The organism is Ahrensia sp. R2A130 (genome assembly GCF_000179775.1).
Lineage (GTDB): Bacteria > Pseudomonadota > Alphaproteobacteria > Rhizobiales > Rhizobiaceae > Pseudahrensia.
On record NZ_AEEB01000017.1, the window covers coordinates 538,762 to 556,418 of the forward strand.

General features: G+C 54.2%; 13 protein-coding genes. 7 read left to right on the top strand and 6 right to left on the bottom strand.

The genetic code is table 11. The features are described 5' to 3' along the window. Window positions 1–225 precede the first annotated feature (225 nt). The 3 genes from R2A130_RS17645 (at window position 226) to R2A130_RS17650 (ending at window position 6,005) form a co-directional block, all read left to right on the top strand. A complete protein-coding gene (locus tag R2A130_RS17645; protein ID WP_009758290.1) occupies window positions 226–1,296 on the top strand; it encodes a porin in 1,071 nt (356 codons plus the stop codon). 214 nt (window positions 1,297–1,510) lie between these two features. Beyond that, window positions 1,511–4,870 (top strand): OmpA family protein, encoded by a 3,360-nt coding sequence (locus tag R2A130_RS11800; RefSeq protein WP_083804289.1) that lies wholly within the window; start codon window positions 1,511–1,513, stop codon window positions 4,868–4,870. A 193-nt stretch (window positions 4,871–5,063) separates the two neighbouring features. Beyond that, window positions 5,064–6,005, top strand: a complete 942-nt coding sequence (locus R2A130_RS17650) for a TolA family protein (protein WP_009758292.1) — start codon at window positions 5,064–5,066, stop codon at window positions 6,003–6,005. An 86-nt stretch (window positions 6,006–6,091) separates the two neighbouring features. Here R2A130_RS17650 and R2A130_RS11810 read toward each other — a convergent pair whose 3' ends face one another. Further along, on the bottom strand, window positions 6,092–7,033 hold the full coding sequence (locus R2A130_RS11810) for a peptidoglycan-binding protein (RefSeq protein WP_009758293.1): 942 nt from the start codon (window positions 7,031–7,033) through the stop codon (window positions 6,092–6,094). A gap of 274 nt (window positions 7,034–7,307) precedes the next feature. On the opposite strand from R2A130_RS11810, the gene R2A130_RS11815 reads away from it, so the two are divergent. After that, a complete protein-coding gene (locus tag R2A130_RS11815; RefSeq protein WP_211098043.1) occupies window positions 7,308–8,822 on the top strand; it encodes a class I adenylate-forming enzyme family protein in 1,515 nt (504 codons plus the stop codon). On the opposite strand, the gene R2A130_RS11820 is transcribed toward R2A130_RS11815, so the two are convergent. Genes R2A130_RS11820 through leuA form a run of 3 tightly spaced genes read right to left on the bottom strand, consistent with a single transcriptional unit; the run spans window position 8,812 to window position 12,325 of the window. Beyond that, on the bottom strand, window positions 8,812–9,870 hold the full coding sequence (locus R2A130_RS11820; RefSeq protein ID WP_009758295.1) for an arginine kinase: 1,059 nt from the start codon (window positions 9,868–9,870) through the stop codon (window positions 8,812–8,814). The genes R2A130_RS11815 and R2A130_RS11820 overlap by 11 nt on opposite strands. Next, window positions 9,867–10,637, bottom strand: coding sequence for an alpha/beta fold hydrolase (locus R2A130_RS11825; RefSeq protein ID WP_009758296.1), 771 nt, complete (start codon window positions 10,635–10,637; stop codon window positions 9,867–9,869). The genes R2A130_RS11820 and R2A130_RS11825 overlap by 4 nt, the downstream gene beginning before the upstream one ends. Then, window positions 10,637–12,325: a 2-isopropylmalate synthase gene (leuA, locus tag R2A130_RS11830; RefSeq protein WP_009758297.1), complete on the bottom strand. Its 1,689-nt coding sequence runs from the start codon at window positions 12,323–12,325 to the stop codon at window positions 10,637–10,639. The genes R2A130_RS11825 and leuA overlap by 1 nt, the downstream gene beginning before the upstream one ends. Before the next feature lie 235 nt (window positions 12,326–12,560). On the opposite strand from leuA, the gene R2A130_RS11835 reads away from it, so the two are divergent. The 3 genes from R2A130_RS11835 to R2A130_RS11845 all read left to right on the top strand — a co-directional run bounded on the left by R2A130_RS11835 (window position 12,561) and on the right by R2A130_RS11845 (window position 15,554). After that, the gene (locus tag R2A130_RS11835) at window positions 12,561–13,217 is read left to right on the top strand and encodes a hypothetical protein (protein ID WP_156798490.1); all 657 of its coding nucleotides are present in this window, start codon (window positions 12,561–12,563) and stop codon (window positions 13,215–13,217) included. 117 nt (window positions 13,218–13,334) lie between these two features. Continuing rightward, window positions 13,335–14,918: a murein L,D-transpeptidase gene (locus R2A130_RS11840; protein ID WP_009758300.1), complete on the top strand. Its 1,584-nt coding sequence runs from the start codon at window positions 13,335–13,337 to the stop codon at window positions 14,916–14,918. Between the two features lie 15 nt (window positions 14,919–14,933). Continuing rightward, a complete protein-coding gene (locus R2A130_RS11845; RefSeq protein WP_009758301.1) occupies window positions 14,934–15,554 on the top strand; it encodes a hypothetical protein in 621 nt (206 codons plus the stop codon). Here R2A130_RS11845 and R2A130_RS11850 read toward each other — a convergent pair. Both R2A130_RS11850 and R2A130_RS11855 read right to left on the bottom strand, forming a co-directional pair. Further along, a complete protein-coding gene (locus R2A130_RS11850) occupies window positions 15,533–16,462 on the bottom strand; it encodes a metallophosphoesterase (RefSeq protein WP_009758302.1) in 930 nt (309 codons plus the stop codon). The genes R2A130_RS11845 and R2A130_RS11850 overlap by 22 nt on opposite strands. Before the next feature lie 7 nt (window positions 16,463–16,469). After that, a complete protein-coding gene (locus R2A130_RS11855; RefSeq protein WP_009758303.1) occupies window positions 16,470–17,453 on the bottom strand; it encodes a glutathione S-transferase family protein in 984 nt (327 codons plus the stop codon). Window positions 17,454–17,657: the final 204 nt, after the last annotated feature.

Below are 17,657 nucleotides of genomic sequence, written 5' to 3' on the forward strand. Positions count from 1 at the left end.
TTTATCTTCATATTGTGTTAAGCATCTGAAGCCCGCTCACAGAGAAAATCGTGGCTTTCGTGCAACAACGGTTTTGGGAACATCCCTACAGCCCCCCAAACAGCGCTTTGGACGATTGCCATCCCGGCGCGTCCGTCTAGGTTGCACTCAGGGAACGGGCGTAACGATGTCCACCCCATCTTGGGCACCGCCCTTACTCAAATGGTTCTTACTGGAGATCATACCATGAAACTCAAAACCCTCCTTCTGGGTTCTGCTGCTGCCATGATCGCATTCACTGGCGCACGCGCCGCTGATGCTGTCGTTGCTGAGCCAGAGCCCGTTGATTACGTCCGCGTTTGCGACATGTACGGCGCTGGCTTCTTCTACATCCCAGGCACCGAAACTTGCCTGAGCATCGGCGGTTACGTCGACGTGCAGTACGAATACACCACACGTAACGGTGGTCGTTCTTCTACTGGTGAAGCTTCTTACACCGGTCGTGTGAACTTCGACGCTCGTAACGAAACCGATTACGGCACACTGCGCTCCTACATTCGCCTTGAAAGCGAAGGTGGCAACAACTCCACAACTGGCGATGCTGCTCTGCGCGACGTTTATATCGAACTCGGCAACTTCTCCATGGGTTATCGCGGTCACATCTTTGGTGTTTCCGGTCACCGTAAAGTCTTCACCATCGTTGATGATGATAACTTCCAGCGCGATTTCTACGGCCAGTACACATACGCAGCTAACGGCCTGTCCGCTACTGTTGGTGTGTCCACGGACAGCACGAATCAGGTTGCTACTTTCAATGCGGCTACAGGTGCTGCTACTCCCGCACCCGCATTCGCTCGTGTTGCATCTGACTCCGGTCGTTCGATCGACCCATACCTGAGCGTTTCTTACGCTGCGAGCATCTTCTCGCTCAAAGCAAGCGTCGCATACGATTCTTCTGCTGAAGAAACCGGCTACGGCATCAACGCTCTTGTCACACCTGTTGATGGTCTTGACATCTGGGCTTGGTACGAAGGTCAGTCCGACGATAACGAGTTCACCGCCTTTGAAAACTTCTACGGCGTTGGTGCTTCTTATCAGGTGACCGATACTCTCGCACTCGCAGTTGGCTACAGCTACGGTGACGAAGCTACCGGTACAACCAACACTGACCGTGAGCGTTATGCTGTTGGTCTGCTCTGGAACGTTGCACCAGGTCTCAACATGCACGCTGAGTACCACCACGACGAAACAGATCCAGGCGTTGGCCCTGATCTCGAATCTGACGAATTCCGCGTCCGTTTCCGTCGCTCCTTCTAATCAGCTAACACTGATTTGAAATCGAGAGGCCCGGTGGTTTACCACCGGGCCTTTTGTTTTTTGTTTTCATTATCAATGCCATAGTCGTTAGCTAATTGAGGTTGCCCCTTGTCATGCGGTTCGCATGCCTCAAATATGCCGCAAGACGGACGGCTCTAACCGTATGGATATAACCTCGACCAATTAAGCGGGTCGGCGGAGCGACTATCGCATCATGTTCGTACTGTTCATTCGCCTTCCCGTAATGTGGAGATGGATGACGCTCATGGTGAAATGGACAAAATGGATCGTCCCTGGCCTGATAACGATAGCCGTTCTGTCGTTTCTAGCAGTGCGCTTCGAGGCCGATCGTATAGAGGCTGATTTGTTGGCAGGCGCCGAAACTTTGCTTGCTGAAAAACAGTTATCCTGGGCAAACGTCACCCTAGATGGTCGCGATGCATTTATTTCGGGTTTAGCGCCTACAGAAGCTGACCGTGATCGTGCCCGCGATTTGGTGGCAGGAACCTACGATATACGTGTTGTTTCAGATGATACTGCTCTTATAGCTCTCCAAGATCCCTATATTTTCACTGGGAAGAAAGCTGACGGTAAGATAACAATTGGCGGTTTCGCGCCAAACGAGACGAGCCGTTCGGCGATATTGTCCTTAGCAAAAACAAGCTTTGCTGATGTCGAACTGGATGACCAAACCACCCTAGCGCGGGGAGCGCCGGATGGCCTCGAACAACTCGTGGCTTTTGCCTTCACACAATTGCAGAAACTATCGTCAGGCGAAGTCACGCTGTCCGGATCAGAGTTATCCATTACCGGAATTGCAATTGACCGCGAGGGGTACGACAGCATCCTTGCTCTTCCTCAATCGACGGATACATCCGGTACCAGCATTGGTGAGCTGAATATAACGCCACCGCTCGTTGAACCCTATGTTTGGCAGGCCACGGTTGCTGACAACGCTGTTAAAATTTCAGGCTTCGTGCCGGATCAGCAATCAAGATCAGTCTTGAGCAACCGTCTTGCTGAGCTTAGGCCGCAGTTGATGATTTCCGATACTAGCCAGCTCGCGCAGGGCAATCCTCAATCTTATGACGAAGCCATGACCTACGCTGCGGGACGTTTATCGCAGCTTGAATCGGGATCGGTCACAATTGAAGGCGAGAACATTTCCGTATCGGGCGTAGCACTTAATTCGCAAACATATCTGGATGCGGTATCCAAAGATACTTCCGCTCCGCCTAAGCCTTATAGATTGGCGACAAATGATGTTGTCGCTCCGGTTCAGTCAAACTGGAGCTGGGGCTTGCGCTACAACGGCCAACTTGCCGATGTCAGCGGATATGTTGCAAATAACACAGAGCGGACTTCCATCTTATCTGATGTTGCGGCTGCTTTGCCCCAAGCTCAGATTGTCGACGGTATGCAGTTTGGTTCGGGGGCACCAGAAAATGACAAGTCGCATCGAGATTTCACAATCCAGCAGTTGCGCCATCTTGCGTCGGCCGAGGTCGCTCTCGACAATGGAACTCTTGGAGTTGTTGGCGTCGCGATGTCGCGTGACGGTTATGCAGAGATAACAAGCGCTCTACGGGACAACCTGCCGGAAGGTCTTGCTTTGTCGAGGATGGAGATTACTCCGCCATCTCAGTCGCCGCATATCTGGAGCGCTAAACGTGATGTGAGCGGCACCACACTTTCTGGCGATGTCTCTAGCAACGCAGTTCGTGAAGGTGTGCTCCAACAGGCTGGTGAAGCGTTCGAAGGTTCCGTCATTGACAATATGCAATTGGCATCGGGGGCGCCTGACCAACGGCCCGAAGCGCGTGAATTTGCCTTTGGTCTCTTGGAAAAGATGTCATCGGGTATAGTTACTTTGTCGAACCAAAAGCTGTCTTTTAATGGTGTAGCGTCAAATCTTGATGCCTATGACGAGATCCAAGCAACCATCGCCAAGCCGCTACCTGCCGGTCTTGAGTTGCAGGAGAACGACATATCGCCTCCGGCAGTGAACTCATTCCAATGGTCAGCAATTTTGGAAGACAGCAATGTCACCTTGGATGGTTTTGTCCCCGACAATTCAATTCGCGCCGATCTCGTGAGTGAGGCAAAGCAGGTTTTTCCTGAAAATTCGGTTGTTGATCAGATGCGCGTTGCTGCAAGTTCTTCGACAGATTTTGGCGATATCGCTAAGCGGTCGATCAACGATCTGGCGCGCTTGTCCAGCGGCAGCTTGTTTTATGAGGATGGCAACCGTCGCATTTCCGGTGTGGCCAAGAGCTCTGGTGATTTTCTGTTCCTGAAGCGTCGGATCGACAGCGACCCGAAACTGAACGGTATAGTAACCCCACCGCGCGCAACCGGCAGCTATAATTGGCAAGCTGTCAAAACAGCGACGAGTATTGTTGTATCAGGCCTGGTTCCAACTGCTTCGGACAGGCAGCGCATTGCAGGGCAACTAGCTTCCGAAAATGCAGATAAGTCGATTGTTGATCGTACTCTTCTTACAAGTGGCGAAGGCCCCGCCCACATCAGCAACGTCGATCTCGTCGTCCAGGCTATGAATGGTATGCGCAGTGGCAATGTCGGCGTTAGCGATGGAAAAATCTCTATTGATGGAGTGGCTTCATCAGTTGATCAGTACGAAAGCTTGACGTTGGAGGCCGGAAAATGGGCCGGTAATCAATCCATCTCTACGGGCCTAATTGATATCCGCCCTCCGGCAATTTCTCCATTCACCTGGATGATCGTTGAGACAGAGCAGGGCATTACCCTGTCTGGATTTGCGCCTTCATCGGATGTCGCTGTTGATTTGGCAGCTGCAGCCTCGTCTCAACTGAAAGCCACGGTTGAAAACAACCAACGTGTCGCTGGTGGTGCGCCTTCGGGCTTCGGGCGCGTAGCTCGAATTCTGATCGATGCGGTTGGCCGCGTTGATAGCGCCTCTGCTAGTTTGACGGGTGAACGGGTCGTCCTTGAAGGCAAGGCAGGTTCGGAAACCGAAGTATCGGAAATAGGGAAGCGAGTGTCTGATGCTTTGCCGGACGGTTATCGTTTGGCGAACCGTCTTTCCTATCCGATTCCGGCACCAGCTATCGCTCCAAAAGCCGAACCGAAACCAGTAGAAGCTCCGGTATCCATGAAGCCTGAAAACCCCATTGCTGCACCGAAGGAAGACACCCCTGAGCCTGCTTCAGAAGAAGTGTCAGCTGCTTGTCCTGTTGATTTCCAACAGATTCTGCGTGGCAAAAAGATTCTCTTCGACAACAACCGAGCATTTATCAAAGCGTCATCCTATCCGTTGCTCGACAGTCTGGTGGATGGCTTCAGTAAGTGTTCTGATGCTCGGGTCATGATCTCGGGTCATACCGATGCAGTTGGCCGCGATGCCTACAATCTGTCGCTGTCTCAATCCCGGGCTCAGGCAGTTCTCGACTATATTGCCGGCAAGGGAATTGATGTTGACGCTTTTGAAGCGGCTGGCTTCGGCGAAACGAAGCCCATTGCAGATAACGCAACAGATACTGGTCGTGCTGCTAACCGCAGAATCGTAATCGAAGTTTTCCCCGCCGCACAATAGACCGCGTTATCTGCTGTCTTGAATGCGCATCTTGCGAAAGCCCAACGAAGGAACTGAACAACAATGTGGTATCTGGTGGAACAATATGTCGTCTATCTCGCGATTGCTTTCGCCATCGGCATAGCTGTCGGTTGGTGGAGCACTGAATTGAGAAAGGGCGAGCGGTGAACGGAAAAGCAGGAGACAAATCCCAATGGTAAGCCTTTCCATTCAAACGGTTCTTCTGATTGCGATCGCCTTCATATTAGGCTGCGTTATTGGCAGCCTCTTACGCTGGCTGTTCACATCAGGGTCCGAATCTACGCAATCTGAACCCAAGATAGCTGATGAGCGCGATGCGAAGCCTGCAAAGGTTGCTGCGCCTTCCGAACCGGTTCGCGTTGGCAAGAAACTTGAGCCAACCGCACCAAAACCGGTGGTGCCAATTGCTCCAGCGGAAAAAGCGACCGTTGCAAAGCAGGCTCCACTTCCCGACATTGAACCTGTTGCAAACGCAGAGCCGGTTCCGGCATTCGTTGCGGTAACGCCACCAGAAGGACCGTCAGACAATCTGAAGTTGGTACGGGGTATTGGTCCGCAAAACGAAGCCCGCTTGAACGCGCTCGGTATCACGCAGTTTTCGCAAATCGCGAAATGGTCCGCCAAGGAGCAACGTGCCGTGGGCGAAGCGCTCGCTTTTCCTGGCCGTATCGAACGTGAGGAATGGACCCAGCAAGCCGTTCTTCTGGCGAAGGGTGAGAAGACCGATTTCTCCAAACGCGTGGCATCCGGCGATGTGTCCTCTTCCATGGGCACCGCAGGTGTTGGCGATATTGGGACCAAGCCATCGGGAACGCTTATCGAAGCTCGTGGGGGCGCACCGGACAAGCTCACTCTCATTGATGGTGTTGGCAATGCGATTGAAAAAAAGATGTTTAAGCTGGGCATTTACCACTTCGATCAGCTGGCCCAAATGTCGAATGACGAACTTGTCTGGTTGGGTAATGCGCTAGGTTTCCCTGGTCGCCCTGAGCGGGAAAACTGGAAGGGCGAGTCTGGTGCACTTGCGTCCGGGGCATCGCCCACTGATGCAGAGAAACCTGCTGCACGCGGTGCTATAAAGACCAGCCGTGGCGGATCTAAGCGCAAAGAATAACGCATCTGCGTATGAAATAAAAAAGGGAGTGAACCTGATGGTTCGCCCCCTTTTTCGTATCGAAACCACCGCTACGCTATCTTGAGCTAAAGGCTAACGCCTAGCTTGTTGATGGTGGAGATCGTCAACCCGCCAGTTGGAAGGTTATTGTCCTCCTGAAACTTGCGGATGATTGCCTGTGTACCGGCCCCCAACTCGCCGTCCGGTTCAAAACCCAGCTTGTAGCCAGCGGAGATCAAAGCGTTCTGAATGCGCTTTACGACTTCCTGAGTGGTGTTGGTTTCGCAGAGAATCTGACGCCACTGCACGCTTTCCGAGTTGATGAGGGTGCGTTTCTGAATTGACGCAAAGCGTGCCGGGGTCTCATTGACCTCAAATTTCTCAGGAGCAACCAGCTCCTTGATCTTTATGGTTTTGTATTTGGCCGGAATGACGCGTCGTTGCGTCGTCGGAGGCGTCACCATCTTCTTGCGCTGAACTGTGACGTATTGAGCGGGAACGACCTCCTCGCGGGTCTGTGCCGGCTGGTCAATGACCTGCTGTTCGTAGGTTTTGAAAACGGCTGGAATTTCGACGCGGCACATAATTTCGCCGGTTGCAGCATCCAGTTTCTCGTGCGGCCCACGACCGACTTTCCATTCCATACGGGCAGGAGAGATGAGAACCCGCTTCTCTTCTGTTCGGTAGGTCGCTGGCACTACAGACTTCACCACCTGTTCGGGCTGCACCAAAATGGTCTCTGATACGTTCTCGTAAACCGGTGGAACCGCGACCAGTTCAAAGCTTTCCTCTTCAATGAGAACTTCTTTCTCAACGTCACGGTAGATCGCTGGAGTCTTCTTGAAAGACGATGAAGCAGGTTGAACCATCACCTCTTCCGGCGTTGTGCGGTAACTCGCTGGTATCAAAACCTTAGCGTAGCACTCGCCGGGTTTGGCATCTGCAGGCGGCAGCTGTTGGGCCAGTGCGGGTAGGGTGAACATGGAGACCGCGCAAAGCGCCAGCGCAGATGACCTGTAGTGTTTCATTTAACCCTCCTGCAGGACGACCAGAAATTGGTAGAACCCTTGAATACTATGTTTCACAGTGCCTTTGAGCGGAACTCAGCGTCCCGCACACACGCGTGCCAAAGGATAGCAGGCAGATTTTTCGTGGCGAGAGGCATAGTAAACAAATGGTTAATTTTCTCATTCTATTTTTTATGAATTCTCCTTAATATTCTGAAATTAATAGAAATAATGAACGATCAGTAAGGCTCGAAATGGAAGCGCTAAACGTGAAAACAGCACTGGTGAAATCTTTTTGAGCCAATTGTTGACCCTCAGCGCAGGCCAGCCCGGAGTCTGGGGTCTGTTTGAAAGCCGTGTTGCAGACGCGCCAAACGCAATCGCTTTAGACGATGGCATCACCCGCATGACCTATCAGGAACTGGCCGCTCGCGCGCTAAATGTTGCTGGATGCATGATCGCAGTTGGCCTTCGTCATGGTGATCGCGTGGCTTGGTTGTCGCGTAACAGCATCGACTGCGTGGTGGTCGAATTGGCTGCGGCCAGATGTGGTGTCATTTGTGCTGCATTGAATTGGCGGTTGGGTGATCGCGAATTGGCGCATTGCATTTCGCTGGTGTCACCCAAGTTGCTGCTTACCCAACACGATTTGCAAGCAAGTTTGCTACAGCCCCACAGCGCACTGGCGACTGACGAGTTGCCTGTGATGACCGTATCTGAGCTTTGCGATCTGGAGCCGAACTTGTTGGCTTCGCGGGAGGGCAGGGGCGAAGATGGCCTCGTTATTTTATACACCAGCGGAACAACAGGCCTGCCCAAAGGCGCATTGGTCAGCCACCGCGCAACGGTCGCGCGCGCTGCTGCGTTTGTGTCTGATCTCGGCTTGGAACCGGGTGCCAACTTCGTTGCTTGGGCACCATTCTACCACATGGCTTCGACAGATCATGCCCTGGCAACTCTGCTGCGCGGTGGAACGGTTTTCGTGGTGGACGGTTATCAGCCCAGCCTGTTGATCGAGATTCTGGCACAATACAAGATCGGCTGGTTCGTCGTCATGCCGGGTATGATTGCAGACTTTGCAAAGCAGTGTGTTGCAGCAGCACTCCAGCCGAAGGGCATCACTTGCATAGGTGCTATGGCTGATCTCGTTCCTCGCGATGATCTGGCCAAGATAACACACGCACTTAACGCACCCTATCTGAACAGCTTTGGCGCGACGGAAACGGGTCTTCCTCCAGCAACGCGCAGTGTGGTCGCCATAGGCGATGCACCGGACCGCCTGCCCAAACGACAAAGTGCATTCGTTGAAATTAGGCTGGTCGATGCGGAGGACCGTGACGTTCCAATTGGCGAAGCTGGGGAACTAGCTCTGCGTGGACCGACTTTGTTCAGCGGTTATTGGAACGCGAAGGAGACCAACGTTTATGATTTTCGAGGTGGCTGGTTCCACATGGGCGATGTCATGCGACGCAACAAAGATGGCACGCTCGAATATGTCGATCGCGTCAAATATATGATCAAATCTGGCGGCGAAAACATCTATCCAGCTGAAATCGAGCAGGTTCTACTAACTCACCCCGATGTTGAGCAAGCCATCGTTGTGCGCAAAGTCGATAAAGAATGGGGCGAGGTGCCAGTGGCCTTCGTCGTGGGAATTGCCAGCGAACATGAGTTGGCGGCGCTCTGCAAAGCAGACCTGTCCACTTACAAATGGCCACGCAAATTTATCTTCGTCGAGGATACAGAACTGCCCCGGTCAACGACCGGAAAGATCCAGCGACACTTGCTCGAAGCCCGCCTTAGCGGCTAATCGCGCGCTCTGCTGTCCAAAGCGTACCGGCACCGCGATAAAGGCGCTCGACGATGGTTTGTTCTGTCACACCGAGCCGTGCTGCTGGAGATAGGTCGACAGTGCCATCTTCGCCTGCATCCGAATGCTCGCCTCTCACACCTCGCAGGTCCAGTCCAAGATCGTTTGCGGCAGCCTTCAACTGATCCGGAGTTGCCATCAGATGAGGGAGCGCGATGTGCAAAGAAGCTCGCATGGCGGTTCCAAAATTCGTTGGGCAACTGGTTAGATAGCCGAACTGATTATCATGCAAAAACGACCGACCAAGCGCACCTTCCAGCATCGCTACCCGCGTCATCAGATCATCCAATAGTGCGCCAAGGGCGGTGCTGTGACGGATCATCATGATGCGCAGGTGATCTTCTTCGTTAACCCAAATAATGGTGTCACGCTGTGCTGAAATCCAGCAGCCCCGGCCTGACGGCCAGTTGCCGGATACACCGGCTGCCCGAAGGTAAGGGTCTGTATCCAGCGGCTTGAACAACAGGTGTTCATCAATCAGCTTTTGCTGCTGCGCGGCATCGATGGTGTCTGGCCTGGCCTGCGTGAGCGAATGATACTCACCTTCCCAACCCAGTTTGGTAACCGCAGACACAACCTCTTCTTCGAGCGCTAACCTGTCTGCTTCAGTCATCAGCGCTGGCAGAGGGTAGCCATCCAGATTGCGACCAACGCGAATACGCGCGCTGACCGGTGGTAGACCAAAATCTGCAATGTCGAAGCGTCCATTCGCCGGCTCTGGATCATACGGTTCGGCCTGTGCGATACCGTGTTTGAGTTCCGCGATGCGTGAGAACCAAGGCCTAAGGCGGGAGACATCGTCCATCTCACCTAAATAGCACCCCATCGCGCTATCCGAATTGTTGAGCCCTGAAGCGATGCAGCGCTGAACACGCATTTTATCAGCGGAATCGTAGGCGGCATATTCCGACGCATCGAACGCTTGAGCCGCAATCATTTGCGTCGCGCCGAGCGCTTTCACCGCAGATATGAAATCCGCATCCGTCATGCGGCAAGCTGCGCGAATATCGCGGCCTTTACCTGATCGGTGGCTTCTTCGGCTGGGGAGTGACCAACACCAGTCAGAAGGTGTGTCGTTGCGTGACCCTCGAATTGATCCAACTGCAAAACGGGAAGCACGTTATCTGCCGTCCCCCAAAGGACCGTCTTCGGCATGGGCAACGCCAGAATATCAGCAACAGGAAGCACGCCCTGCTGACCGTCCGACGACATGCCGGTTGCGATAGCGGTTAGCATTTCAACTGCACCGGTGCGGGATCGCAGATGGTGTTGAAACGCGACGATCTTCTCGGAAACTTCATAGGTCGGTCCAAAAAACTGTGGCAGCAAAGCCCGCAATTCTTCCGCCGTGCGCGCACCGGCCCATTCCATAAGCAGTGGATGGTTGAATTCGGTGCCGTATCCACCGGGTGCCAGAAGCGTGAGGGACGCAAATCGTTCGGGCTTCATCAACGCTGCAAGGCTTGCAACCGCGCCACCCATAGAATGTCCGACGATATGGGCTGTCGAAATGCCATGAGCTTCGAGCGTCGCAAGCACCGCCTTGGCGGCCAGTCCTGTCGGTCCGGCGCCTGCATAATCAACCGCCTCGCCATGGCCAGGAAGATCAATTGCCAGGGTTGCCGTTTTGAAAGAGGTGCTCGTTTGCAACCCGCGCCATTGCATCGCCGCACCGCCGAAACCGTGCAGGAAAACCACCGGCGGACAATCGGACCCGCCGGAATTATCAATTGCGATGGTCGGTAGCGGCTCCACTACAGATCGCCAGCCAACTTACGGTTTACGCCGGAGCAAAGCGCCTCGAGCGATGCCGCCACGATGTTTGCGTTGATACCCGCACCGAACCAGCGTGTGCCATCCTGCGTGTCTTCCATCTCCATGTAGCAGATGGCGGTGGCGTCCGAGCCTTGTTGCAGTGAATGCTCGGAATAGTCGGCCACAGACATCGTGGCCTCGAAGCGTGTGTTCAGCGCATCGACGAAACCGGCGATGGGTCCGTTGCCTTTGCCTTTCAGCACTTCTTCTTTGCCATCTACGGTAACAGTCACCTCGACATTGCGCCCGGCACCGTCGCTGTCGGTGAACGTGGCGTGGTCGATATACTTCACACGGCCGTCGGCCTGGTCGATATAGCGCTCCATGAAGCGATTATAGATAGCAGAGGAGGGCAGCTCTTTGCCCTCTTCATCGGTGATGCGCTGAACGTCGTTACGCATCTCCACCTGTAAGTTGCGTGGCAATTTCAGGCCGTAGTCAGCTTCCATCACGTAAGCCACACCGCCTTTGCCCGACTGCGAGTTGATGCGGATGATCGCCTCATAGCTGCGTCCAACATCTTGCGGGTCGATGGGGAGGTAAGGCACTTCCCACGTTTCCTTATTGGCCTGCTCCAGTGCCTTCATGCCCTTGTTGATGGCATCCTGGTGAGAGCCGGAAAACGCTGTATAGACCAGCTCGCCAACATAGGGGTGTCGCTCCGGGATGCGCAGCTGGTTGCTGTATTCGTAGACGCCCTTGATGCGCTCGATGTCCGAAATATCGAGCTGTGGATCGACACCTTGCGTCATCATGTTGAGCGCCAGTGTCACAAGGTCGACATTACCGGTGCGCTCGCCATTGCCGAACAAGGTGCCTTCCACGCGATCGGCACCAGCCATCAATCCAAGTTCGGTAGCAGCGATACCTGTGCCACGGTCGTTATGCGGGTGCAGCGAAATGATGACACTGTCGCGACGGTCGATCTGACGGCACATCCATTCGATTTGGTCGGCATGGATGTTTGGCGTCGACATTTCCACCGTGGCTGGCAGGTTGAGGATCAGCTTTTCGTCCGGTGACGGGTCTATGACGTCGATAATCGCGTTGCAGATTTCCAGCGAGAATTCGAGTTCAGTACCGGTGAAACTCTCGGGAGAATACTGATAGCGGAAGCTCGATTTGCCGCCTGACGTGGCAGACGCCATATCGACAATCAGCTTGGCGGCATCGGTTGCGATGTTGCGAATGCCATCGCGGTCCTGCCCGAACACAACGCGACGCTGCAGTTCAGAGGTCGAATTGTAGAAATGCACGATTGGTGTTTTCGCGCCCTCCAGTGACTCAAATGTTCGCGTGATAAGTTCCTTGCGGCACTGTACCAGCACCTGCAGATCGACATCGTCCGGGAGGTTACCCTCTTCCACGCACCAGCGCGCAAAGTCGAAATCTGTCTGGCTGGCGGAGGGAAAACCGATCTCGATTTCCTTGAATTGCATATCCAACAGCAGCGCGAACATGCGCGCTTTGCGTTCGTGCCCCATAGGGTCGATGAGCGCCTGATTGCCGTCCCGCAGATCGACGGAACACCAGATCGGAGCTTCGGTGATTGTGTTGGAAGGCCATGTCCGGTCGGTGATCTCCACCTGCGGATATGGCTGATATTTATGTGCTGCATCCATAATCATGGAAGCGCTCCTTATAGTGTGGCGCGCGTTTGCGGTGTCGTTTGGACGACCGGAATGCGCTGGAATGAAAAGTGATGGCGGGGCGCGTTCTGCAGCCTAATCATGTTGATGGCAGGCATTTGCATGGGCTGGCTTGCAGGCTATCTATCGACCGCCGGGCGCCCCTTATGTGCGCACGATCCGACGGCCGCTGGTTAGCAGCAGGTCGGAAGCAGTTAGGAGCGCGAAGATGGTCATGACGACAAGGTTATGTGTTGAAAGCGCACTCGGCAAGAGGGTGCATGCGCCGTTAGCGGCATTTTTCTTACTCTTTGCAATGCTATGGCCGGGGCAGGCGAGAGCAGAACCCGTAACCTTTGTTGCGCTAGCGCAAGTCAAACAGGGCGGGCAGGCGGGTTATGATGACTTCATCAAGAAGGTGAAGCCGATCTGGCGCGCCAATGGCATGACGGTGCTGGCGCGTTTGAGGGTGGTGGACCTGATGGTAGAGCCTGCCTTTCCAGTGCCAACAGAAATTACGGTCATTCACGCGGAAACCCGTGAGGGCTTCAATGCCTATATCGGCAGCGATGCTTACCGGCAGATCAAGCAGTTGCGTTTGGACGCTGTCGATCATCTGACCGTGCTTGAGGGCAACCTCAGCGGCCGCAGTGGCGAGGCATTTCTAGCGAAAAACCCAATGGCGGTGGTGACGTTGTCCGGCAACGCGAGCGCTGGCGAACGCTCCGGCTTGACCATCGACGTCACGTTGTTTGGACCGGTGAAAGGGAAGCGCAGCCCGTTTCTGAAAGAGGTTCGGCAGGTGCGCGTCATGCCGCTTGGGTTTGATGATAATCCGACGAACTTCGCAGCCGATAGTGATCAGGCATTCATCGCAGAACAAGTCCGATAGTTGGAGTGATGAGCCATACGCACCCTGCGTTGGCTTAAGGATTCGGCAAGCTTTAGGTTACATTATATTAACCATGTTTCAGGCGCTGACCTGAAAGTTGTTACCGGGGGGCGAACCATGTCCAAATATACAATGATTGCGACTGCCATTCTGGCTGGCGTTACAGCCACCGTTCCAGCCGCAGCGCAAACTTCTGACGTCATCGCCACGCAATTGGTCAGAAGCACTGTGTCATGGTCCGGCCAAACATTCTCGACCGAGAATCTGCGCAAGACATATGAACGGCGCAAAAATTCCCCTATCTGGCTGACCAATGGACAGTTGAACCAGCAGGGCGAAGCATTGCTCGGTGAACTGAGTGGATCATACCGCGATGGGCTTGATCCAAACGAATATCTCGCTGGCGTGCGCGGCTTTGCAGGCCAGTTGAGTGATGATGATGCAGCCAAGCTGGAACTTGCCATGAGTGATGCGTTTCTTAAGCTTGGGCTTGATCTTTACAGCGGTTTCACAACGCCCTCCGTTTCAGACCCGAACATTGTCATCAAACGCAAGAAACGTGACGCCACCCAGTGGCTTGAAGGCGCGACGGCCACCGGCGTATCTGCGATGCTGACGACGTTGCGACCACGGCATCCACAATATGGCCAGCTACGGCAAATGTTGGCAGGGTATCGCAGTCTGATGGCCCGCGGCGGCTGGCAGCCGATTACCGAAGGGATAACACTCAAGCCTGGAATGACTGATGCTCGCGTGAACGAAATGCGCCAGAACCTCGCCGCCCGTGGTTACGACGTTCGCGGCGTCGAGTTTGCCGATCTTTATGACGAAGGCCTCGTGGATGCGGTCAAACATTTTCAGAAACGCCACGGTCTGGCATCGGACGGCGTAGCTGGTCCGGCGTCTTTCAGGGCTTTGTCGGTAACAGCGGCTCAGCGTGTCGATCAGATCGCAATCAATCTGGAGCGCTGGCGCTGGTTGCCACGTGATCTCGGCAAGGCGCACGTGCTGGTCAATCAGGCCGGTTTTGAGATGTTCACGATGAACGGCACTGAGATTTACGACAAACGTCGCGTTATTGTTGGCAAGCCATTCCACCAATCACCAATGTTCTCGTCGAGCATATCTTATGCGGAGTTCAACCCGACATGGACTGTGCCACTGTCTATTGCTGGCAAGGAAATGCTGCCGAAGATACGCAACAACCCTGCTTATCTGGTTGAGAAGAACTATTCGCTCTACAGCGGCTGGGGCAACAATTCTCAGAAGCTAAACCCTTACGCGGTGGATTGGAGCGCTGTATCGGCCAAACGCTTTCCGTATCGCATCGTGCAGGAACCCGGACCGCGCAACGCGCTGGGGCAGGTGAAATTCATCTTTCCCAACAAATTCAGCGTGTATTTGCATGACACGCCATCGCGAAACCTGTTCTCCCGCACCGGCCGCGCCTTCTCCCACGGCTGTATTCGCGTCGATAAACCACTGGATTTCGCCCGCAAGCTCTATGAACTGCAAGGCGGCATGAACCCGTCTCAGGTGACCCCGATTATCGAAAGCAAGAAGCGCAAGCGCGTGAATTTCAAACGCAAGATGCCCGTGCATCTCGCCTACTTTACAGCATGGATCAACGAAGATGGCGTTCCGCTTTTCTACGAGGACGTGTACAAGCGCGATAAATTGGTCAGAAAATTCCTGTTCTAGAGTAGGCGCAGTCTCATGAGTTCTACCGACAAGTCAGATGATGACGCAAAGCCGGTGGAACTGAGCGGGCCGTCCCGCAGCCTGAAAGCATCCGTTGAAAAGCTTCGTAGCCGTAACGCTGAGCGTGAGGATGCCAAGACCGGTAGGTTGGCTGCTGAACGGTTGCGCCTTGAAAATCTGGCTGACGAACTTCGACCGGTATTTGAAGAGGTCGATCCAAACGACGATCGTTTTGAATTTACCTTGGTCGCAGGTTCGCGCCCGCGGCTTTGGGTCGATCAAACCGCATTCGTAGCTATTGGTCGCGATGGTCGAACGTACCGCATGTTTAAAGACACGCGAAACGGTCGTGTCGTTTTGGCTGAAATTGTCGAACTCGAAAGCATGGCAGATATCGTGTCCGAATATATCGCCGAGCGTGTGATCGCGCGCGAAACCATGATCGAATCTGATGTCGTACCGTTGCGTATTTTGCGCGAAGCCGACACCGCACCGACCCGCGTCAACAACCTCGACCGGAGAGCAGAGCCAAACTCTCCTGCACCTAGACGGTTGGGTTGGTTCTTGTTCGGCGCAATTGCGTCGCTTCTCGGCACAATCGCGGCCGTCATCGTCTATTCGTCAGCCGCGTTCTGACCGGCAATCGCGATTATGTCGTCCGCGAGTTCGGAGATTTTCTGTTGGCCGTCGCCGTAACCAAATTGCTGTTGGCGACAGCGCCATGCGCCTTGGTTGCCTGAAATTTCAAACAGATTGTAGCGCGCACCCGGGCGACCTATGCTCGGCGTTAGACGAGGGCCATGGCTGGCTGATGGCACACCAATGACCGGCACCGGCCCGTCCGGCCCATCAATACGTTCGTCACTCACGATATGAGTGTGCCCGTGTAGAATGAGCTCGGCCCCTTCGCGGGCTATCATGCGACGGAACCGTTTCGCGCCAATCAGTCTTTTGTGTTGTGCGGTGGCATTGGGGAAGGGCGGATGATGGATCATCACAACGCGAAACTGTCCGTCTGCTTTCGCTCGCTGTAACATTTCCGATGTGTCGCTATCCTGCTGTGCCCGCCACGAGCCTGTTGCCAGAAACGGTGCGGTCGCGCGTCCTGAATTGGTGCCGATGAGAGCTACCGCTCCCCGGTCGCGTCGGTAGGGAAATGGGTTTCCAGCGACCGGTTTATCGCCTTGCATCCAGGGTTTCCAACGCTCGATGATCCTTCTCAATGCGCCAGGAACGTAGGTGTCGTGATTGCCGGGAATCACCGAAATGTCCTCTGGTGCACCCAGTCCCGTGAGCCATTGATGGATCAGTTCGATCTCTTCTGGCAGCGCCAGATTGACCAGATCCCCGGTGATCGCGAGATGGTCCGGATTGGTTGCGAGGGTATGGTCGATCAGATTGCCCAACACACCGGAATGCAAGTCGCCCTTCCGGTTCAACCGCCAGTTGGCATAGCCAAGCACGCGCTTGGACAGCAGTGCGCTGCGTTTGAACGGAGGCAACGGCCCCAGATGGACGTCACTGATATGGGCAAGCTTGAACATCTTTGACCTAAGCGAAACGTGCCCGATCATGCGGCGCATCGAAGTTTAAATCAGGCCCAACGGGAACAATACGTGTCGGGTTGATGGTCTCGTGGCTTGCATAATAATGGTTTTTTATGTGGTCCATACGGATCGTCTCCGCGACGCCCGGCCACTGATAAAGCTCGCGCGTGTAGTTGAACAGGTTTGGATAGTCAGCGATGCGCTGACGGTTACATTTGAAGTGACCGACATAGACGGCATCGAAGCGGATGAGCGTTGTGAATAGCCGCCAGTCCGCTTCCGTGATCTGATCGTCAATAAGATAGCGTTGGCTGGATAGTTTTTCCTCTAACCAATCCAGCGTTTCAAACATCGGATGAAAGGCGTCTTCATAAGCGGTTTGCGTGGTAGCAAAGCCGCATTTGTAAACGCCGTTATTCACCGTGTGATAGATGCGCTCGTTCACCTCATCGATCACGCCACGAAGATTTTCGGGATAAAAGTCTTCAGTGTTTCCGGTGAAGCCATCAAAGGCCGAGTTGAACATACGAATGATTTCACTCGACTCGTTTGAGACGATTGTCGCTTGCTGTTTATCCCACAACACCGGCACCGTGACACGGCATGTTACGTCCGGTTGGGCTGCGGTGTAGACCTTGGACATCAGATCGAAATTATGAAGATTGTCGCCCACTGCGTCGTCATGCTTCTTGTCGAACGTCCAGCCTTGGTCTGCCATGTACCAATCGACAACCGATACATCTATAAGGCTTTCCAGCTCTTTGAGAACGCGGAAAATTGCAACACGGTTAGCCCACGGGCAAGCGTGTGAAATGTAGAGATGATAGCGGCCAGCTTCCGCTTTGAACCCGCCTTCGCCGGATGGCCCAACACTTCCATCGGCGGTCACCCAATTGCGAAACAGAGCTTCGCTGCGTTGGAATTTCCCGCCGCTACTCTTGGTATCATACCAACTGTCCTGCCATTTTCCGTCGACCAGCAGACCCATCGTCATTCTCCATCGCCTGATGCGTTGTACGATCGGTAAAGGGGCTAGGCTCATCCGTCCAGCAAACCGTATGGACGTGGTTTCAAACTCATGTTAGCCAACGTGATCGAAGAGAAGAGGCGGCCACCTATGGCTATTACGGCAACATCATTGCGACGACGATCCAAGCGGTGAATGCGCGGAGCTGCGCTTGCAGCTCAAATT